Annotated in this window: 15 protein-coding genes; 5 read left to right on the forward strand and 10 right to left on the reverse strand. The window is 68.2% G+C overall.

Features of this window, described 5'->3' with window-relative positions:
- The first annotated feature begins 77 nt into the window (after nucleotides 1–77).
- The gene (locus ACLB9X_RS13810) at nucleotides 78–1,322 is read left to right on the forward strand and encodes a GNAT family N-acetyltransferase (protein ID WP_410360618.1); all 1,245 of its coding nucleotides are present in this window, start codon (nucleotides 78–80) and stop codon (nucleotides 1,320–1,322) included.
- A 58-nt stretch (nucleotides 1,323–1,380) separates the two neighbouring features.
- On the opposite strand, the gene ACLB9X_RS13815 is transcribed toward ACLB9X_RS13810, so the two are convergent.
- Nucleotides 1,381–1,569: a hypothetical protein gene (locus ACLB9X_RS13815; RefSeq protein ID WP_392326667.1), complete on the reverse strand. Its 189-nt coding sequence runs from the start codon at nucleotides 1,567–1,569 to the stop codon at nucleotides 1,381–1,383.
- Between the two features lie 299 nt (nucleotides 1,570–1,868).
- On the opposite strand from ACLB9X_RS13815, the gene ACLB9X_RS13820 reads away from it, so the two are divergent.
- The 4 genes from ACLB9X_RS13820 to ACLB9X_RS13835 all read left to right on the forward strand — a co-directional run bounded on the left by ACLB9X_RS13820 (nucleotide 1,869) and on the right by ACLB9X_RS13835 (nucleotide 5,639).
- Nucleotides 1,869–2,762, forward strand: a complete 894-nt coding sequence (locus ACLB9X_RS13820; protein ID WP_410360619.1) for a winged helix-turn-helix domain-containing protein — start codon at nucleotides 1,869–1,871, stop codon at nucleotides 2,760–2,762.
- Between the two features lie 5 nt (nucleotides 2,763–2,767).
- Nucleotides 2,768–3,502 (forward strand): HAD family hydrolase, encoded by a 735-nt coding sequence (locus ACLB9X_RS13825; RefSeq protein WP_410360620.1) that lies wholly within the window; start codon nucleotides 2,768–2,770, stop codon nucleotides 3,500–3,502.
- A gap of 143 nt (nucleotides 3,503–3,645) precedes the next feature.
- Nucleotides 3,646–4,746 carry a phosphotransferase gene (locus ACLB9X_RS13830; RefSeq protein WP_410360621.1) on the forward strand — a complete coding sequence of 367 codons (1,101 nt, stop codon included), beginning with the start codon at nucleotides 3,646–3,648 and terminating at the stop codon, nucleotides 4,744–4,746.
- A gap of 86 nt (nucleotides 4,747–4,832) precedes the next feature.
- Complete coding sequence (locus tag ACLB9X_RS13835; protein WP_410360622.1) at nucleotides 4,833–5,639, forward strand: alpha/beta fold hydrolase; 807 nt, start codon at nucleotides 4,833–4,835, stop codon at nucleotides 5,637–5,639.
- An 11-nt stretch (nucleotides 5,640–5,650) separates the two neighbouring features.
- Here ACLB9X_RS13835 and ACLB9X_RS13840 read toward each other — a convergent pair whose 3' ends face one another.
- The 9 genes from ACLB9X_RS13840 to ACLB9X_RS13880 form a co-directional block, all read right to left on the reverse strand.
- Nucleotides 5,651–6,106, reverse strand: a complete 456-nt coding sequence (locus tag ACLB9X_RS13840; RefSeq protein WP_410360623.1) for a carboxymuconolactone decarboxylase family protein — start codon at nucleotides 6,104–6,106, stop codon at nucleotides 5,651–5,653.
- 142 nt (nucleotides 6,107–6,248) lie between these two features.
- Nucleotides 6,249–6,698 carry a GNAT family N-acetyltransferase gene (locus ACLB9X_RS13845; protein WP_410360624.1) on the reverse strand — a complete coding sequence of 150 codons (450 nt, stop codon included), beginning with the start codon at nucleotides 6,696–6,698 and terminating at the stop codon, nucleotides 6,249–6,251.
- 419 nt (nucleotides 6,699–7,117) lie between these two features.
- Complete coding sequence (locus ACLB9X_RS13850; RefSeq protein WP_410360625.1) at nucleotides 7,118–8,008, reverse strand: hypothetical protein; 891 nt, start codon at nucleotides 8,006–8,008, stop codon at nucleotides 7,118–7,120.
- Nucleotides 8,009–8,209: 201 nt separating this feature from the next.
- A complete protein-coding gene (locus ACLB9X_RS13855) occupies nucleotides 8,210–9,544 on the reverse strand; it encodes an SMODS domain-containing nucleotidyltransferase (RefSeq protein WP_410360626.1) in 1,335 nt (444 codons plus the stop codon).
- The gene (locus tag ACLB9X_RS13860; protein WP_410360627.1) at nucleotides 9,541–10,692 is read right to left on the reverse strand and encodes an SAVED domain-containing protein; all 1,152 of its coding nucleotides are present in this window, start codon (nucleotides 10,690–10,692) and stop codon (nucleotides 9,541–9,543) included. Before ACLB9X_RS13860 ends, ACLB9X_RS13855 begins: the two co-directional genes overlap by 4 nt.
- Nucleotides 10,665–11,684 (reverse strand): hypothetical protein, encoded by a 1,020-nt coding sequence (locus ACLB9X_RS13865; protein WP_410360628.1) that lies wholly within the window; start codon nucleotides 11,682–11,684, stop codon nucleotides 10,665–10,667. Before ACLB9X_RS13865 ends, ACLB9X_RS13860 begins: the two co-directional genes overlap by 28 nt.
- Before the next feature lie 89 nt (nucleotides 11,685–11,773).
- On the reverse strand, nucleotides 11,774–12,823 hold the full coding sequence (locus ACLB9X_RS13870) for a TniB family NTP-binding protein (protein ID WP_410360629.1): 1,050 nt from the start codon (nucleotides 12,821–12,823) through the stop codon (nucleotides 11,774–11,776).
- Nucleotides 12,814–14,901, reverse strand: a complete 2,088-nt coding sequence (locus ACLB9X_RS13875) for a Mu transposase C-terminal domain-containing protein (RefSeq protein WP_410360630.1) — start codon at nucleotides 14,899–14,901, stop codon at nucleotides 12,814–12,816. Before ACLB9X_RS13875 ends, ACLB9X_RS13870 begins: the two co-directional genes overlap by 10 nt.
- Nucleotides 14,867–15,649, reverse strand: coding sequence for a TnsA-like heteromeric transposase endonuclease subunit (locus ACLB9X_RS13880; RefSeq protein WP_410360631.1), 783 nt, complete (start codon nucleotides 15,647–15,649; stop codon nucleotides 14,867–14,869). The genes ACLB9X_RS13875 and ACLB9X_RS13880 overlap by 35 nt, the downstream gene beginning before the upstream one ends.
- Between the last annotated feature and the right edge of the window lie 192 nt (nucleotides 15,650–15,841).

The raw sequence follows: 15,841 nt of genomic DNA on the forward strand, positions 1-15,841 counted from the left end.
CCCGCGGCGGGCCGCCCCCCGCTGCCCCGGCGAAAACGGCATGCGCCGGGTTCGGGCCGCGGCCTAGCGTGGGGCGCATGAGTGTCGAGACGCGTCGCATCGCCGAGACCGAGTTCGCCGACTGGCTGAAAGCGCTGGCCACCGGCTTCCTGCGGCCGCCGGTCGTCACCGACGACGAGGTCGCGAGCCGCCTCCCGCACACCGACCTCACCCGCACGCAGGGCGCGTTCGACGAGGGCCGCTGCGTGGCGACGTACCGCTCGTTCGCCCAGGAGCTCACCGTGGTGGGCGGCGCCCGGATCGCGGCGAGCGCCGTGTCGAACGTGACCGTCTCGCCGACCCACCGCCGCCGCGGCCTGCTCACCCGGATGATCAGCGAGGACCTGGCGGAGGCCAAGGAGCGCCGCGACGCGGTCTCCACGCTGATCGCCGCGGAGTACCCGATCTACGGGCGGTACGGCTACGGCCCCGCCGCCTCGCTCACCGAGTGGTCCGTCGACGTGCCGCGCGCCGGCCTGGACGGCCGCTGGTCGCGGCCGGACGACGGCGGCCGTGTCGACCTGGTCGACGGCTCGGACGTCCGCAAGCTGGGCCCGGAGCTGCACGGGCGGCTCGCGGCGCGGCAGCACGGCGTGGTCAGCCGCGACGAGCGGTGGTGGCAGGTCAACACGGGCCAGGTGGTGACATCCGCGTTCCCGTGGACGGAGCCGTTCTACGCGGTGTACCGGTCGGCCGCGGGTGACGTGGAGGGCCTGCTGACGTACGCGGCCGACGACAAGTGGGGCGACGCCAAGCAGCCGCTGAACACGGCCACCGTCCGGGACCTGATCGCGGTGACGCCGGCGGCGGAGCGGGCGCTGTGGCACTTCGTGTGCTCGGTGGACTGGATCACCACGGTCCGTTCGGGCGGGCGCGCCCCCGACGACCTGCTCCCGGATCTGCTGCCCGACCCGAGGGCGGCCCGGGTGGTCACGCAGGCGGACTTCCTGTGGGTGCGCGTGCTGGACGTCGTACGGGCGCTGGAGGCACGGACGTATGCGGTGCCGGGTTCGCTGGTGCTGGAGGTTCTCGACGCCTCGGGTCTCGCGGGCGGCCGTTTCGGCCTGACGGTGTCGCCGGACGGGGCGGCCTGCGCCCCGTCCTCGTCGGCGCCCGATCTGACGCTCGACGTACGCGATGTGGGTGCGCTGTACCTGGGTGACGCCTCGGTGCTGCGGCTGGCGGCGCTGGGCCGCGTGGAGGAGCACAGCCCGGGAGCGGCGGCACTGGCGGACAGGATGTTCCGCACGGCGCGTCGCGCCTGGTGCCCGGACATCTTCTGAGACGGGCGGGTGGGAGGTCCCCGGGCCGCCGGCCGGCCGGTTCACCGGCCCGGCGGGCTCACTGACCGGGACCGGTCAGCAGCATCACCAGGATGATCGAGCCGATGGCGGTGCAGGTCGCGTTCCTGGCCTTCACCCCGATGGTCAGCATGGCCAGGCCCACCACGCCCATGGCGCCGAACTGCCATTGGATCAGCTGCTCGAAGCCGAGAGCGAAGACGGCCAGTACAAGGGCGAGCAGAGGCATGGGGGTCCCCTCCTTCACGATGGCGGGGAGCGCCGGTGCCCGCACGCCGTTGTACCTGCTGGGCGCCCCGTGAGTTTCGGTCAAGAAGTCAAGTATCGTACAAATCCTTCTGCTTGACCTGATTGTTGTCTTCCCGGGACCGGCTGACCAGTAAACTTGTATGACTATTTGGTCGCTCACTTGACCGGAAAGATACGGTCAAATGGAAAGTGGCCGAATGGTGTCGCTCAGCGCATCGCGATCTGTCTGATGTGACAAGGCAATTACGCACCGGGTTCGTCTGGTTGTACGGTGGTTGTGTGGCGACACAGGGAACAGCAGGCGATGACAGCACCAAGTACGAGTACGTCGCAGGCAAGTTGCGGGACGGCATCCTGGACGGTGTGTACGGAGCCGGTAAACTGCTGCCGCCGCAGCGCGAGTTGATGGAGACGTTCGACGTCTCCCGCGCGACCGTGACCAAGGCCCTCCACGTACTCCGCCAAGAGGGCCTGATCGCGTCCCGGCAGGGCAGCGGTGCGCGCGTCCTGGTCCCCGGCGGCAGGTTGCCCACCGCTCCGGTGCCCGCGGCGCCCACCGAGCCCCGTCAGGCCCTGGAGACGCTGCAGCCTCACCTGCAGGCCGCTTTCGAGGCGGACGACATCACCATGGATGTCTTCTCGCTGACGTCGGAGACGATGAACCGCCAGCTGGGTGCCCAGATCACCCGGATCCATGACGGTGAAATCCGGCCACGGAGCATCTCGCTGCGGCTGATGGTGCCGGACCCGGGCATCAAGCTCGCCTTCCCGGCATCGCTGGACGACTCCGAGGACGACCGGCCGCGCAGGCGCCATCGTGACACCCTGATCCGTTGTTCCGAGTCGCTGAAGGACGAATTGCGTACCCTCAGGCGACAGCGGCTGGTGCCCCAGGTCTCGGTCCGGATCCGGACCGTCGCCCTGACACCGATCAGCAAGATGTACCTGCTCAACAAGGATCTGCTCCTCGAGGGCTACTACACCCTGGAAGGAACGGATCCGCAGACCGCCGAGGGCGAGGAGCCGGAGGGCACAACCCTCAACTCGCTCGGCCTCGGTGCCACGCTCTTTCCGTACTCCAAGCCCGACCAGGCACTGAAGGTGGAGACAGCGCAAGCGTTCTTCGACTCCTACTGGGACCTCCTGGCCCGAGATGCGGACTTTGGCGACTGATCGTGTTGCTCACCTCCACTTCCTCCCCCTCCCAGCGGGTGCGGGAGCTGTTCTCCCGTGCCCGGCTCGTCCTGCTGGACTTCGACGGACCCGTGTGCGACCTGTTCGCGCAGCGCAGCGCCCCGGGGATCGCCCGCCGGCTGTGCGAGCGCATCGGCCCTGACGGGCTCCACCGGGCGGGCATCGACGCCGGCGTCACCGACCCCCTTGCCGTGCTGATCGCCACCCACCGCGCCGACCCCGGCGACGAATCGGGCCGGGGCCTCGCCGTACGCAAGCTGCTGGCCGAGGAGGAGACCCTGGCCGCCGCGACCGCCGCGCCCACGCCCGGGGCCGTCCCCCTGATGGAGCGCCTGGTCACGGCCGGGAAGCTGCTGGGCGTCGCGTCGAACAACTGCGCGCCCGCCATCCGCGCCCATCTCCTGCGGCACGGCCTCATCGCGCACTTCACCGATCCCGACCGGCCGGGCGACGGGCACCGCATCGTGGGCCGGCACGACGACCCCGACCTGATGAAACCCCATCCGTACGCGCTGGAGGCCCTGCTCCGGGCGACGGGGACGGCGCCTGGCGACGGTGTCATGATCGGCGACTCGCCGAACGACGCGCTGGCCGCCGCCGAGGCGGGCGTGCGGTTCATCGGGGTCCATCCGGATGCGGCCAAGCGTGACGCGCTGCGCGACGCGGGCGCCGAACACCTCGTCGACTCCGTGCACGAACTGGTCGCGGCCGTCTCCTGACCGGGTACGACCGAGCTGACGAAACCTCAACTTCCCTCTTGTGCAAGTGGTTTGAGGCCGCAGCTACCCTTGGGTATGAAGGTGTTCGGCGGCCGGCGCGGCCCGCCCGTTGGTGCCTTCGGCCTCGAGAGCGCAGGACCCGCATGCCCGATGTAGCCCGTAGTGCCTCCGGACGTGTCGTGGACAGCTGGGAGTCGCTGTACCGAGCAGCAGGCGAGGGCACCCCCCTGGCCGGTTATTACCACCGCAACTACTGCGTGGAACTGACGCATCCGCTGGCGCGTTCCCTCACGCTGCCTCCCGGCACGCTCGTCAAAGTACGGGCCCCCATCCATGGTGCCGGGCAGTTCAACCTGCGGATCTGGCCCGAGGAGGAGCTCCTCTTCGCGATCGAGGGGCGCGTGCAGGGCAGCCCCCGCGTGCTCGCCGACCGCCCCGGCTTCACCGTGCACTCGTTCACCGAGGGGATGGCGCTGTCGGAGCGGCTCGGCAGGGGCGGGCGGCTCGGTCGTACGCACATCGACGCGCTCGGCGAGTTGTTCCGCCAGACGGCCGCCGTGCCCGCGCGGCTGCTGCCGCCCTGTCCCGAGGGATGGCCGGCGGACGGCGACTGTCCCGGCTTCCTGCGCGCGCTGATCGACTTCACCCGGAGCGAGGTGAAGGGTCGGCACGGCAAGGACTTCGGGACACTGTTCGACGAGCTGAAGGTGCCGGACGACGCCTTCGAGCGGCTCGCGCACCGCGCCGACGCCCTCGGCACACGCCCTTTCGTCCTCCTCCACACCGACATCCACGGCGGCAACCTCATCGCCGGCGCGGACGGCGGGCTCTCGCTGATCGACTGGGAGCTCGCCCTGTTCGGCGACCCGGTGTACGAGATCGCCTCCCACCTGGCCCGGATGCGGTACGCCAGGCGGGCGGAGCGGCGGGCGGCGCGGCACGCCTGGCGCGCCGCCCTCGCCCGCAGCCGCCCCGAGGCGCTGTCGGGGCATCGCAGGGCACTGCGGATCTACCTCGACTTCGAACGCCTCCAGTCGGTCTACATCGACGTCATCCGCCTCGCGCAGGGCTTCGCCCGCCGCCCGGACCGGATCGGTCGGGAACGGGCGGCCACCGGGATCGAAACCGTCCTGCGGGCCGCGCGGGTGCCGCTCGGGGTGCGGCGCACACCGCACCGGCGGCGCATAGAGGAGGCCCTGACCCGGGCGGCATCCGCCGTGCAGGGCGGCGGGTTCGCGGCCTGAGCCCATCGTCGGTCGGCGCGCAGGGCCTCGCGTACGGCCACGTCGCAGTCGTCGTCCGCCCCGTCGCGCTGACTACGCTGACCCGCATGAACTCCCTTCAGGCCAACGGTATTTCGATCGGCTACGACGACCGCGGCCCGGTGGACGGCCTGCCGGTCGTCCTCGTCCACGGGCACCCGTTCAACCGCAGCATGTGGGACCCCCAGGCCGACGCGCTCACCCGCGCGGGCCACCGCGTCATCACCGCGGACCTCCGCGGCTACGGCACGAGCGAGGTCGTTCCCGGCACGGCGCCGCTCTCCGTGTTCGCGCAGGACACCGCGGCCCTGCTGGACCGGCTCGGACTCGAACGGGCGGTGATCGGCGGCCTGTCAATGGGTGGGCAGATCACCATGGAGTTCCACCGGCTCTTCCCGGAGCGGGTGCGTGCCCTGATCCTCGCCGACACCTCGCCGGCCGCCGAGACGCAGGAGGGCAAGGCGTTCCGCAAGGCGCTGGCCGACCGGCTGCTGGCCGAGGGGCTCGACGGGTACGCCGACGAGGTGATCGACAAGATGGTCGCTCCGTACAACGTCACCGGCGTACCCGAAGTCGCCCGGCACGTCCTCGCGATGATGCGCGCGACCTCCCCGCAGGGAGCCGCTGCCGCCCTGCGGGGCCGGGCCGAACGCCCCGACTACCGCGCCTCGCTGGCCGAGGCTCGGGTGCCCGCGCTGGTCGTGGTCGGCGCCGACGACACGTACACGCCGGTGGCCGAGGCGCGGGCGCTTCACGCCCTGCTGCCCGACGCGACACTGGCGATCGTCGAAGGCGCCGCCCACATGCCCAACCTGGAACGCCCTGCCGACTTCAACGCCGCGGTGCTGCAGTTCCTGGAGCGCGTCGCGCCGTAGGCGTACGCCCGCTACCAGGTCGGGCCCGCGACCTGGCGGGTCGTGGCGTTGAGCCGGTTGAAGAGGTTGGTCACGCCGATCATCGGCGTGATCGAGGCGAGCTGGCGCTCGTCGTAGTGCCGGGCGGCCTCGTCCCACACGGCGTCCGGCACGCCCTCGGAGCTGTCCGCGAGCCGGGTGGCGGCCTCGGTGAGCGCGAGGGCTGCCCGCTCGGCGTCGGTGAAGAACGGGGCCTCGCGCCAGGCCGCCACCGCGAAGAGCCGCTCGTCGGTCTCCCCGGCCTTGCGGGCACTCTGAGCCCCGCCGACGACGCAGTAGCTGCATCCGTTGATCTGACTCGCCCGCAGGTGCACCAACTCCAGCGTGGTCTCCGGCACCCCACCGGTACGGGCGGCCTTGAGCAGGTCGAGGACGCGCTGCATGGCCTCGGTAATGACGACGGCGGGGTTCTTCATACGTGCCTGCATGACTGCTGTCTCCTGTTCGTGTCGTGCTCGGTCACTGCATGGAGGAGCACGGGGGAGCAGATGTGACACGACGCCGGAAACCTTCTGCGGACGCTGATCCGACGGCCTTCGCCCCGGCCCCACGGCGGCCCGGGCGGGAACGTCAGCTCTCCGCGGCCAGGCGCAGCGCGATCCACGGCACGGTGTCGCCGGGCAGCAGGTACCGCTCGACCTCGACGAAACCGTGCCGGAGCGCGAACCGCAGGCCGTCGGGGTTGGACTCCAGGACGACCGTCTCGATCCCCTCGCCGCCGAGCGTGCGCGCCCGCGCCAGACCGCGCGCGTAGAGCTCCGTGCCGAAGCCCTGCCCGCGGTGTTCTGCGAGCACCCGCGCGATCACGGTGACCACCGGTTCCTCGCTCGTGGCCGGCCGCACCGTCGAGCACCCCACGAGCTGGTCACCGAGGTACGCGACCTCCAGGTGGTAGCGCCCGGAGCGCTCGCGCACATCGTCGAGCGACAGGGTGTGGGTCGGGATGATCACGTTGTCGACGTGCTGCCAGTCCCTGAGCCCGGCGTCGTCGCGGGCCTGTTCGATACGGAGATCGGTCATCGCAGCAGGCAACCGTGTGCATGACATGCCGTCAACCGGTCACCCCGGCCGGCGCCGGGGCCCCGCACCACACCCGTTTCGGCGCGACAGGACAGTGACCGTTGTCCTGTCTCAGCTAAGTCCGGGCACCTGGGGCCCTCCACCTGGGGTGCCCGGAGAACTCTGAGACGTCCGGACCTGAGACCGTCTTAGTTTGCTCCGGGTACCTGTCTACCGTGGCGGCATCCGCAACTTGCTGGGGTCCGGTGCTGATCGCTCCTGCTCCGTGAGCGGGACAGGTCCGACGCTCTCACGACGGTCTCGACTTCGATGCGTAAGCAGCGTCGTACCTCTCGTAGGGACGTCCAGGGGCCAGTGCAGATGGCTCGGGCGCCTTCGACTGTCCGGCCGGCGAGCGTCGAGTGGATACGAGGGGCGTCTCAGTTCTGCGTGGGCTCCCCGTCCTGGGAAGGACGGAAGAGCACGTGGCTGTGGCCGGGGGGCGTCCCCTGAGAGGGGGCGATTGCGGGTGTGCGCGATGCGCCCAGAGCGCGGGGGATCACCACCCGGTTCTCGCCGAAGTACCGCCGGATGGAGTCCTGACGTGTCGTGCGCATCCACAGCGGAGCCCCGATGAGGATGCGGCGGACGCCCTCCAGCTCCGGCTCCACCCGAAAGTCCCACCGACCCGGCGTGAGCACCACGTCCCTGTAGACGAGGGCGACGTACTCGGTCGCGTCGAACCCGAGCAACGTGTACGCACGCGTCTCGGGACGCCCCAGGTGATCGGCGGGATCGGTGTAAATACCCTGCGACATAGCGACCTTGAGGATCTCCACAGCAAGCTGCTCCTCGTCGAACGGAAACTCGCGTCCCGTCCGCGTGCTCACCTCTGCGCCCCGGAGGGCGATGAACTCCTCGATCATCGGGGCCGCCGACGAGGTCCACCCGCCGACAGAGTCCTCCTCCGGGACGGCGAACCCTCTCAGGTTCTTCAGGCTCCCGAACAGGCAGAGATCAACGCGTCCCTCCCGCGTGACGGCCTGCGTGTGAATCACGGCGGTGCGCTGCTGGAGACGGTGCTGCGGATACCCCCACGTCTGGAACTCTGCCACCTCTGCATGGCCTGCTCCCTGCACGAGTTTCCCAGAGGCCAAGGTGCTGAAGTCCGTGATGATGGACTTGCGGAGCTTCTTCTTGAGCTTCTCGGCGATATCGAAGGTGGTGTTTTCCTGGTCCCTGCCAGCGAGGCTGACGCCGTTGCCCGCCAGACCGAGATTGAGGGCGGGCTTGATGCGGGGGTCCAGCCGTACCCCGTTGTCGTCGATCACCTCGGTGACGAGGCGCTGGGACCAGTAGACGTACCGGCCTACGGGCTGAGGCAATGCCTACCTCCGTTGGGAATCGGGCTCGGTCCGAAAGCCGCAGCCACACAGAAGGAAGGACGAACGGGGCCCGGCGCGAGGTTCCCGCTCAGCTCTGCCCGGCGCTGGCCCTGTCGTACGACCACGAAGGGTCACCTGATCTTGAGCTCAGCTGATGATGACGTCGTGGTGATCAGTGGCTAGGACACGGCCGTTTTTGACGATGTAGACCTCCACATAGTGTTGTCCTTTCCAAGATGTTGACTCCTCGCGGGTTCTGCTTCGGTTCTCATCGAGAACGATCTCGCCTCGGAGTTGATCGCGCGCAGCGGCTTCGGGGCCGCGATTCCTGACCTTCCAATAGAGGTCGTACGGCTCTGGAACATCGGTGGTGATTGTGAAGCGCAGGCTCTGAAGGACGCTCACTCGACGAAGGCGGCGCAGGGGGCCGTGCCGAAAACCACTCTTCGGCAGAACCTGAGCGTTGATCCGTACCTTGTATCCTCCTCGCCAGCTGAAGCCAAACTCTTCGATGTACTGCTCGTGCGGGGCACGAGCTTCGCGGGTCGGTTGAATATCCGAAGATGCCGTCAGGGACTTCTGCACCGAGCTCGGTTGCTGGAACGAGTCGCCAAAGACGCGCTGCCATGCTGCAAGGCTCAGCGCTTTGTCCTCCTCGTCATAGGCCTCGGTTACCCATGAGCTATACAGCTTGATCTTCTTTCGGAAGTTCTCGTATTGCTCCTGGTTCCAGCGGTGGTTGAACGTTGTCTCCGGACAGCTTGGGTCGGCGAGGGTCGGCATGAGCGGGTACAGGTCTAGCCAAGCGCTCAGATCGGCCAGAATTACCTTTAGGGCTGTGGGAGTGTCGTTGTAGCGCGTAGCTTCGTGCCAGGTTTGGATTCGTTCGCCAAGCAGAGTCGTGAGAATTACGGACGGTACGCTGAAGGTCTGCTTGTAGTCTCGGACGTACTTCATCAGTCTGATGACGCGCCGCAGTTGGCCGTTGGCCAGACTATCCTTTTCCTTCATCCAGTCCGTAAATCCCTGAGGGTTGGTGTCTTCGAAATCATTCTCGGCGTAGTTGACGATAACCTCGCGGCCGTCCGCCAGAGTGATGTAGGGCACCACGTCGACGTGGCAGTCACCCGCGTAGACGATGCGGCAGCACCGGTTCTTCTTGGTTACCTTCGACTTGTAGGTGGCGGATCGCTTGAACGCAGCCCGGACCTCCCGCAAGTAGTCTTTTGGCTTCCAGTCCTCCACCTCATCCAGATGGAGGAGGAAGTCTGCGTCAAACTCATGATTGTTGAATGGCCTGATGATTGTGCGGTGAGCCCAGGACCCCTGCGGAATGTGCGTCCTGTAGAGGCCGCCGATGCGACTGTCAGCCTTCAGGGTTGATGTAATCGCGGCCACGCGGTCGTCGAGTTGATCGAGGCGTGTCTCGTTGAGATTTACAGTGTCCGTAAGGAATGCGCTGAAGTAGGCCAGCAGTTTCATGAAATCTCCAGCGCGACTGTGTAGCGCCCGTCGGTTCGGTCGTAGATGGCCATCTTCGGGTGCACATGAGCGTCGTGAACCCGTCCCAACGCCACGGCTGCCGAAACCGGGGCTGCGGCTAGAATGTGCAGGATTCGCATGTGCTTGTGCTGGGCTTCCATGCTGGAGAGCATTGAGCGCAGCGAGTTTGTGAATTCGCTCAGCGTTTCCAGAGAGTCGATTACATCGACGGAGGGCACCGTGCCAGCAGGGTTGATCACCCAGCGTGGTAGTTCCTGGAGATTCTCGGGAAGTTCGTCAGCCTGGATTGAGCCGGAGATGTTGAGTACCAGGACTCCCTCCTCGGCGTTCTGCGGGGGGTTCTGCGGTGAGGTGGTGGTGAAGCTCGTGCTGGGCGCCGGGTTGTCGGGCCAGTTCCAGGCTTCTGTACTGCGGTGCCGTTGGTAGATAGTGACGGCAAAGGTGTCGTCGAGGCGCGAGCCGAAGTAGACGAGCAACGGCAGACGCGCGAAGCCGAAGGCGCTGACGTGTTGCACGGCGTCCTCGCGCAGTGCTTCGGCGAGCCGACGTTCAAGAATCCGATCGATCTGCCGCTTGCACTGTTCCCAGTAGGCCGGCTCGGACTCCTCCTCTCCGATCACGTTACGGAGGTCGATCTCGAAGCCGTCGCCGTGCAGGCTCAATGGGAAATCGGGGAACCGCCCCTCTGAGCGGATCACCGCCTCGGCGGCCGTCGGCTTGGTCAGCTCAACTTCGTAGCCGCGCACCGGCCCGATCAACCGGATCACCGCGGTTCCGTTTTGGGGGCTGAGGCCAGTCATGCGCCGAATCCATGCCTCGCGCTCGCGCTTGATCGTCCGCAAGCGCTCCACCGTCATGAGGTCGAGTGACCCCTTGCGGTCGATCTCGTTGTGCTCACCTCGACACAGAAGCATCAGGTTGTCAGCGAGGTCGCGCTTGTCTTCCGGGAGCGGGTCCATGCCCCGTGGAGAGCCAGGTGCTACGTCACGGCCCACGATGTGGGCCAGTTCCCCGAGGGTGAAGTCCTTGTAGGTGAGCTTGCCTTCGAGCAGGTAGTTGCCGCAGAACTCGCACCGTCCCCCGGCTCGGACCCAAGCCTTCAAGCGTTCTGTGTCAGAGATGGCCATATGCCCTCTTCTCGCGCATCTTCCCATCGAAGACGGAAGTACATACAGAGAAGCACGCGCCACTGACAGTCGGTGGCCGTCGGCATGATCACTCTGATGCGCAGTCGCCGCCCGGGCGTCGCCGTAGGTGGCAACACGGTCGAACTTGGCAAGCACCGTAAGAGCCCACGGTTTTCAGGCGGCCTTGGTCTCGCGCAAGATCTGCTGACACGGCGGATCATGGCGCCGGTCTTACTGGGGAGGGCGGGCATGTTGGTGGCATAGGCGGGGTGGCTTGGTGGGAGCCGTCGCGTGAACTCCTTCATGAAGCGGTCGACATCGCTGGGGAACATGCTCTCGGCGAGGAGAGATCGCCAGGCAGGGGAGGCGACCAGCGACATCATCGTGACGGCCGCTGGATAGGCCGCCGCGTAGAGCTGTGGCCCCCAGGACAGGTAGGGGCCGCGGGGCTTGGCGAGTCCCTGGCCGAGGGCGTTCGGGACGAGCGTGTAGTGATGCGCCGCGAACAGTTTCCAAAGGGCGCCGCCGGTCCGAAAGCACTCAGCCGTGACTCTCTCTCCATGACGTCGGACGAGGCGGTGGTGGCGACGCTGAGCCCAGAGGGTTTCCGGCATCTGCGCGAGGTCAACCTGTTCGCGCGTGACAGTGACGGCTTCGCCGATCCAGAGCCTGTGCTGGAGGCAGGCGTGGGTGTAGATGGGGATCCAGGTCATGACGTGCTGGCCTGGCGTTCGGGTGGCCGTGCAGCGTCGGCAGGCCCAGCGTCGTCGTAGGCGCATGGCCACGACCGGAGGCAGGGAGCGGCCCAGAGGGCTCATGCCGTGCTCGTGGCTCCAGCGCAGTTCCGGCAGTGCGTGCCAGAACGTCTCCCGGGGCAGGCCGGTGAGGATCGTCAGACGCCGCAGAAGCGCGGTGACGGAGTCGTCGTCGTGCGCCAGCCAGCGCGAGGGGGTGTGGAGGCGTTCTGCGGGAATGCGGTTGGCGCGGGCCAACCGCTCGCAGTACGAGTTCAGGGTCTCGTTTGGGAACGGGGGGAGGGGCCGGGGCAACGGCCGGAAGATCACAGGCCGAAAGGGTGTGGTCATCCAGCGGATCTCCGAGGAGTGGACTGGCCGGACTGAGTGGATTCACTGCTGTGGTCGATGCGGATCGTGGTCAGGACGGAGCGGGTGATGCGCTCGCTGCCATCCAGGATCGCGGTGACGGCTGCGGCGCGGATCAGGTGGGAGAGGCTTCCGATCATGCCGCCGGTGCGCTGGTGTAGATACTTCGACAGCCGCACCAGGGTTCCGGGTTCGTGCTGATGCAGCCGCAACGTGCCCTCCAGGCTGGCCACCAGCGACCGCCATTCGGCGTTGAGCGGGAAGGGGCCGGTGCGGATGAGCACGCAGCGGCCGGCGAGCTGGCTGCCGCGGATCCCGGCGAACAGCCCGGAGTGTTCGACGTTGATCCCGGCATATACGAACGTGGCGGGCAGGTGCTCGGTGAAGTACTTGAGATGGTCCGACAGCTCCTCGCCTGCGATCGTTGCGTGGTTCATCAGGTGGATTTCGTCGACCAGCACCAGGTCCGTCCGGGCCTCGATCAGCACTTGGCAGACCGCGCTGGTTACGTCGGTCGTGTTGTGCCGCGGCGTGATGAGCGGCAGACCGAGGAATCGGGCGAACTCCATCGCCAGCTTGCGGGGTGAGCCGCGGGGAGGAGCGGTGATGTAGACGACCGGGATGCGGTCGCTGCCCGGATAGCGTTGCCGGACGCGCAGCTCATGGAGGCGAGCGAGCTGCTTGAGGGCGGTTGTCTTGCCGGTGGTCCACTCGCCGGAGACGATCAGTCCGCGGCGAGCCCCGTGTTCGCGTTGGTTGAGCAGGGTTAGCAGGCGGCCCTGGTGAGCGATCTCCTTGACCGTGGAGGTCCGCACGACTTGGAGTTCGGAGTGGTAAGCGATGCGAGCCTCGTCGTAGGCGTCCCTCTGCGCCCCGTCCAGCGCCTGCCACCGGTCGTCGGGCAGCAGGTCGAACGTGGCGGGATCGGCGTCCACGAAATGCCGCCACCCGGCGAGCGTGGTGGACGGGTCGGTGCGTGGTTCCCCGGCGGGGGCCTCGTCGTCCGGCTCGGGCGGTTTCACCACCATCGTTCGGCCTCCTTCCGGGCGTCGAAGATCTCCAGCGGGATGACGTCGGCGAGTTCGTCGTCCGCGCCCTCACCGGTGTCGTCTTTGCCGGACTCGGGCGGGTCCGGGGGCGTCCAGGGCCGGTCGGGCGCACTGGTGGTGCGGGTGCGGGCGGCGACCTTGCGATCCCTGCGACTGCCCCGCTTTGGCTCCGCCGGCATGGCCGCGGACTCTTGTGGTCCGTCGCTGGCCCGATCCAGCAGCGCGAGGGCGGCCTGGGCGATCTCCTCCTCGCTGACAGGATCGGTGCCGCGCCGGGCCAGAACCCGGCGGGCATGGTCCCAGGCCAGCTCGCCCATGGGCGTCGGGGCGGTGCGAAGGTGCCGCCAGACAGCGGTGATCCAGCTGCCTTGGCGGTGGTTGCGTACCCAGACGCGGGAGATGTCATAGGGGTCGTAGTGGACCTCCCAGCTCCGCCCGTCAGGGCCCATGCCGGAGGGCTGCCGACGGAACGGGTTCAACTCCGTGCTGTCGTAGGTGCGGTGGTTGATGCGGATCCCATAGGAGTTGATGGTCCGCCAGTGCCGGGGCAGAAGCTCGATGTACTCATCGGGGCTGAGCGCGACCGGGACGTGCCCGGCGGCTGCGACCAGGGCGGCGTACTTCTCGTTCGGACTCAAGGCTTTGCCGGGCAGCAGCGGATCGCGGAGCCCGGCGTGCGGCCGGTTCTGCCAGTGGACGATCCATTCCTGCAGCAGTTCTTGGAGCTGGTGGATCGTCCAGAGGGCCTCCGCGGCCGGATCGGTGCCGCGGTGCTCGGTGCTGCGTCCTTTGTAGCCGGGAAGATGCTGGACGAACATCGTCGCCACCGAGCCCAGCGTCTTCTCGATATGCGGCTTGTCCGTCGGGGTATCGGGGTGGGCGGGCTGGAAGGAGATGCCCAGCGACTGGCAGGCCGAGCGGAACGTGTCGGAGATATAGGCCTTGCCCCGGTCGCAGACGATCGTCTCCGGCGCGATCACCGGAACGGCTGCCGCCTGGGCCAGCCGCTCGTCCAGCGCCATGAGTGAGGCGTGCGGCAAGACCGAGCGGGACATCCGCAGGGCGTCCGCCCAGCCCGGACGCATCGGCTCCGGTGTCATCGCCCGGGCCAGCAGCAGAGCTGCGTCCACCGCCTTCGTCGACGGCCGCAGCACCGCCGCGGCCAGCGTGCGGGTCGCGATGTCGACGATGCCGGTCAGCTCGACGGTGTCCACCGTGCCGTCGTCGTGAACGACCAGCACGTCCAGCGGAGTCGAGTCGATCTCCATCACCTCGCCCGGCCGGGCCGCGGTGAGCTGGCCGAACATGCCGTCCGGCTGTTTGGCCAGCGAGCGGCGGGTGCGGGCCGAGCCCAGCGTGTGCCGCCCGAAGCTGACCGCATTCAGCAGCCGGTAGAACGTCGCTCGCGACGGCAGCGGCACCACTCCGGGGCCGTGTTCGGCCTCCAGGAGGCGTTCCATTCGGCGCCGCAGCACCTGCGCGGAGACCGTGGACCGGTCGGTTTGCTCGTCTACGATCTTCTGAAGGGCCTCGACCACCCGCCGGTCGGTGCGGCCCGTGCCGTCCGAGACAGTCCGCAGCCGCGGGTCGACCAGCCCGAGCACTCCCTCCCGCTCGAACCGGGCCCGCATGTCCTGCAGGACGGTCAGCGACACCGCCGTCCCCGCCGCCGCCAGCTCGGCGGCCTTCGCCAGTTCCCGCTGACGCAGGGACCAGACCGCCGGGTCATACTTGGGTTTCACCGGCCCGTGCGGATCGTCCAGGGGCCGCCCGGTGAGCATCTCCACCAGGTGCCGCTGCCACCACTCGGCCCGCTCAACCGCCCTGGCTGGGAGTCCTTCCAGGGCTCCAGCCGGCGGGACGACCGTCCGCACCGAGGCCGGTGTGACCACCTCGAAGCCGTTGGAGGACAACAGATGGGCCAGCATCACCACGCTCGCTGACTGGCCCTCGTCGACCAGCCGGACCGCAGTCCCCTCCAACGCGGCGACCGTATGCAGCCGCCCGTCGAAGCGGACCAGGTCACCCGCACGCAGCAGCCGCGGACGCGACGGCATCCCCGTCTCCCTCCCGCACTTCACCGTGCCGGACCTGCGTGTCCGCTGACAGCAGCCCGCTCGCCAAGTCCGTGGTCAGAACCCGGCACCAGAGCAGGTGGAACAGCACCGGCAGCACCGCGATTTGATCACCCACCCTCCGAGCCCCGTCCAGTAGACCGGTGCCGTCAGCGAATACCTCCACCAGACGATCGGCGACATCAGGGTGGTGTACCCGCGGATGCCGGTAGCCGGCCAGCCACCGCACGTTCGCCATCAGCACCGCATCCGGCGTCCCCACCCGGGCGAAGTCCCAGCCCACCGACCGGCAAGCCGCCGCGGTCACCGCGAACTTCACCGCGTCCTGCGGCTCGATCCGCTCATCAGGGCGCACGTCCACCACCAGGGCCGTGCCGTCGGTCCGACGGACGAAGAAGTCCGGCGTGTGCCGCACCCGCTTCCCTCCCGGCTCCGCCCAGGACAGCCGGAACGGCTGTGAGGACATGCCTGTCACCAGCGGGTCGAAGTCGAGCAGCATCAGGCGATCACGCTCCAGCCACGACTCGTAGCCCACATGCCCGCCACACGTCGCCGACCAGTACCAGCCGCACCAGTTGCCCTGCCCCCGGAAAGCCGGGAACCGGCGCTCGGGCCGTACCGACTCGAACCGGACCGACCACAGACACCCCAGCGGCCCGCGCTCACGGACCCCGCCCGCGTTGACGTACTCCAGCTCGACGTCCTCCGCCGACACCTCACACGCATCCATCCAGGCCTCCGGGACGACGCCGACCAGCCACGACGACCGTAGACACAGCCACAGCGACGTACCTGGAGAAGACCGAGACACCCCACCAAATGCCCGGAGATGACTGAGACGTCAGCTCAGATGCCCGGAGATCTCCGAGACTGCCCGCACATCACAGAGACAGGACAACCGTGCAGCCGCGGGCAGGGCCAT

Origin of the sequence: Streptomyces sp. 5K101 (assembly GCF_046506645.1) — a bacterium.
In the GTDB taxonomy this organism is placed as follows: Bacteria; Actinomycetota; Actinomycetes; order Streptomycetales; family Streptomycetaceae; genus Streptomyces.

What these genes read in the sequence shown, in the direction of transcription:
- ACLB9X_RS13830 (WP_410360621.1), top strand. Translation starts at nt 3,646, where the DNA reads ATGCCCGATGTAGCCCGTAGTGCCTCCGGACGTGTCGTGGACAGCTGG.
- ACLB9X_RS13875 (WP_410360630.1), bottom strand. Translation starts at nt 14,901, where the DNA reads ATGCCGTCGCGTCCGCGGCTGCTGCGTGCGGGTGACCTGGTCCGCTTC.
- ACLB9X_RS13880 (WP_410360631.1), bottom strand. Translation starts at nt 15,649, where the DNA reads ATGGATGCGTGTGAGGTGTCGGCGGAGGACGTCGAGCTGGAGTACGTC.
- ACLB9X_RS13810 (WP_410360618.1), top strand. Translation starts at nt 78, where the DNA reads ATGAGTGTCGAGACGCGTCGCATCGCCGAGACCGAGTTCGCCGACTGG.
- ACLB9X_RS13845 (WP_410360624.1), bottom strand. Translation starts at nt 6,698, where the DNA reads ATGACCGATCTCCGTATCGAACAGGCCCGCGACGACGCCGGGCTCAGG.
- ACLB9X_RS13815 (WP_392326667.1), bottom strand. Translation starts at nt 1,569, where the DNA reads ATGCCTCTGCTCGCCCTTGTACTGGCCGTCTTCGCTCTCGGCTTCGAG.
- ACLB9X_RS13835 (WP_410360622.1), top strand. Translation starts at nt 4,833, where the DNA reads ATGAACTCCCTTCAGGCCAACGGTATTTCGATCGGCTACGACGACCGC.
- ACLB9X_RS13860 (WP_410360627.1), bottom strand. Translation starts at nt 10,692, where the DNA reads ATGGCCATCTCTGACACAGAACGCTTGAAGGCTTGGGTCCGAGCCGGG.
- ACLB9X_RS13855 (WP_410360626.1), bottom strand. Translation starts at nt 9,544, where the DNA reads ATGAAACTGCTGGCCTACTTCAGCGCATTCCTTACGGACACTGTAAAT.
- ACLB9X_RS13870 (WP_410360629.1), bottom strand. Translation starts at nt 12,823, where the DNA reads ATGGTGGTGAAACCGCCCGAGCCGGACGACGAGGCCCCCGCCGGGGAA.
- ACLB9X_RS13840 (WP_410360623.1), bottom strand. Translation starts at nt 6,106, where the DNA reads ATGCAGGCACGTATGAAGAACCCCGCCGTCGTCATTACCGAGGCCATG.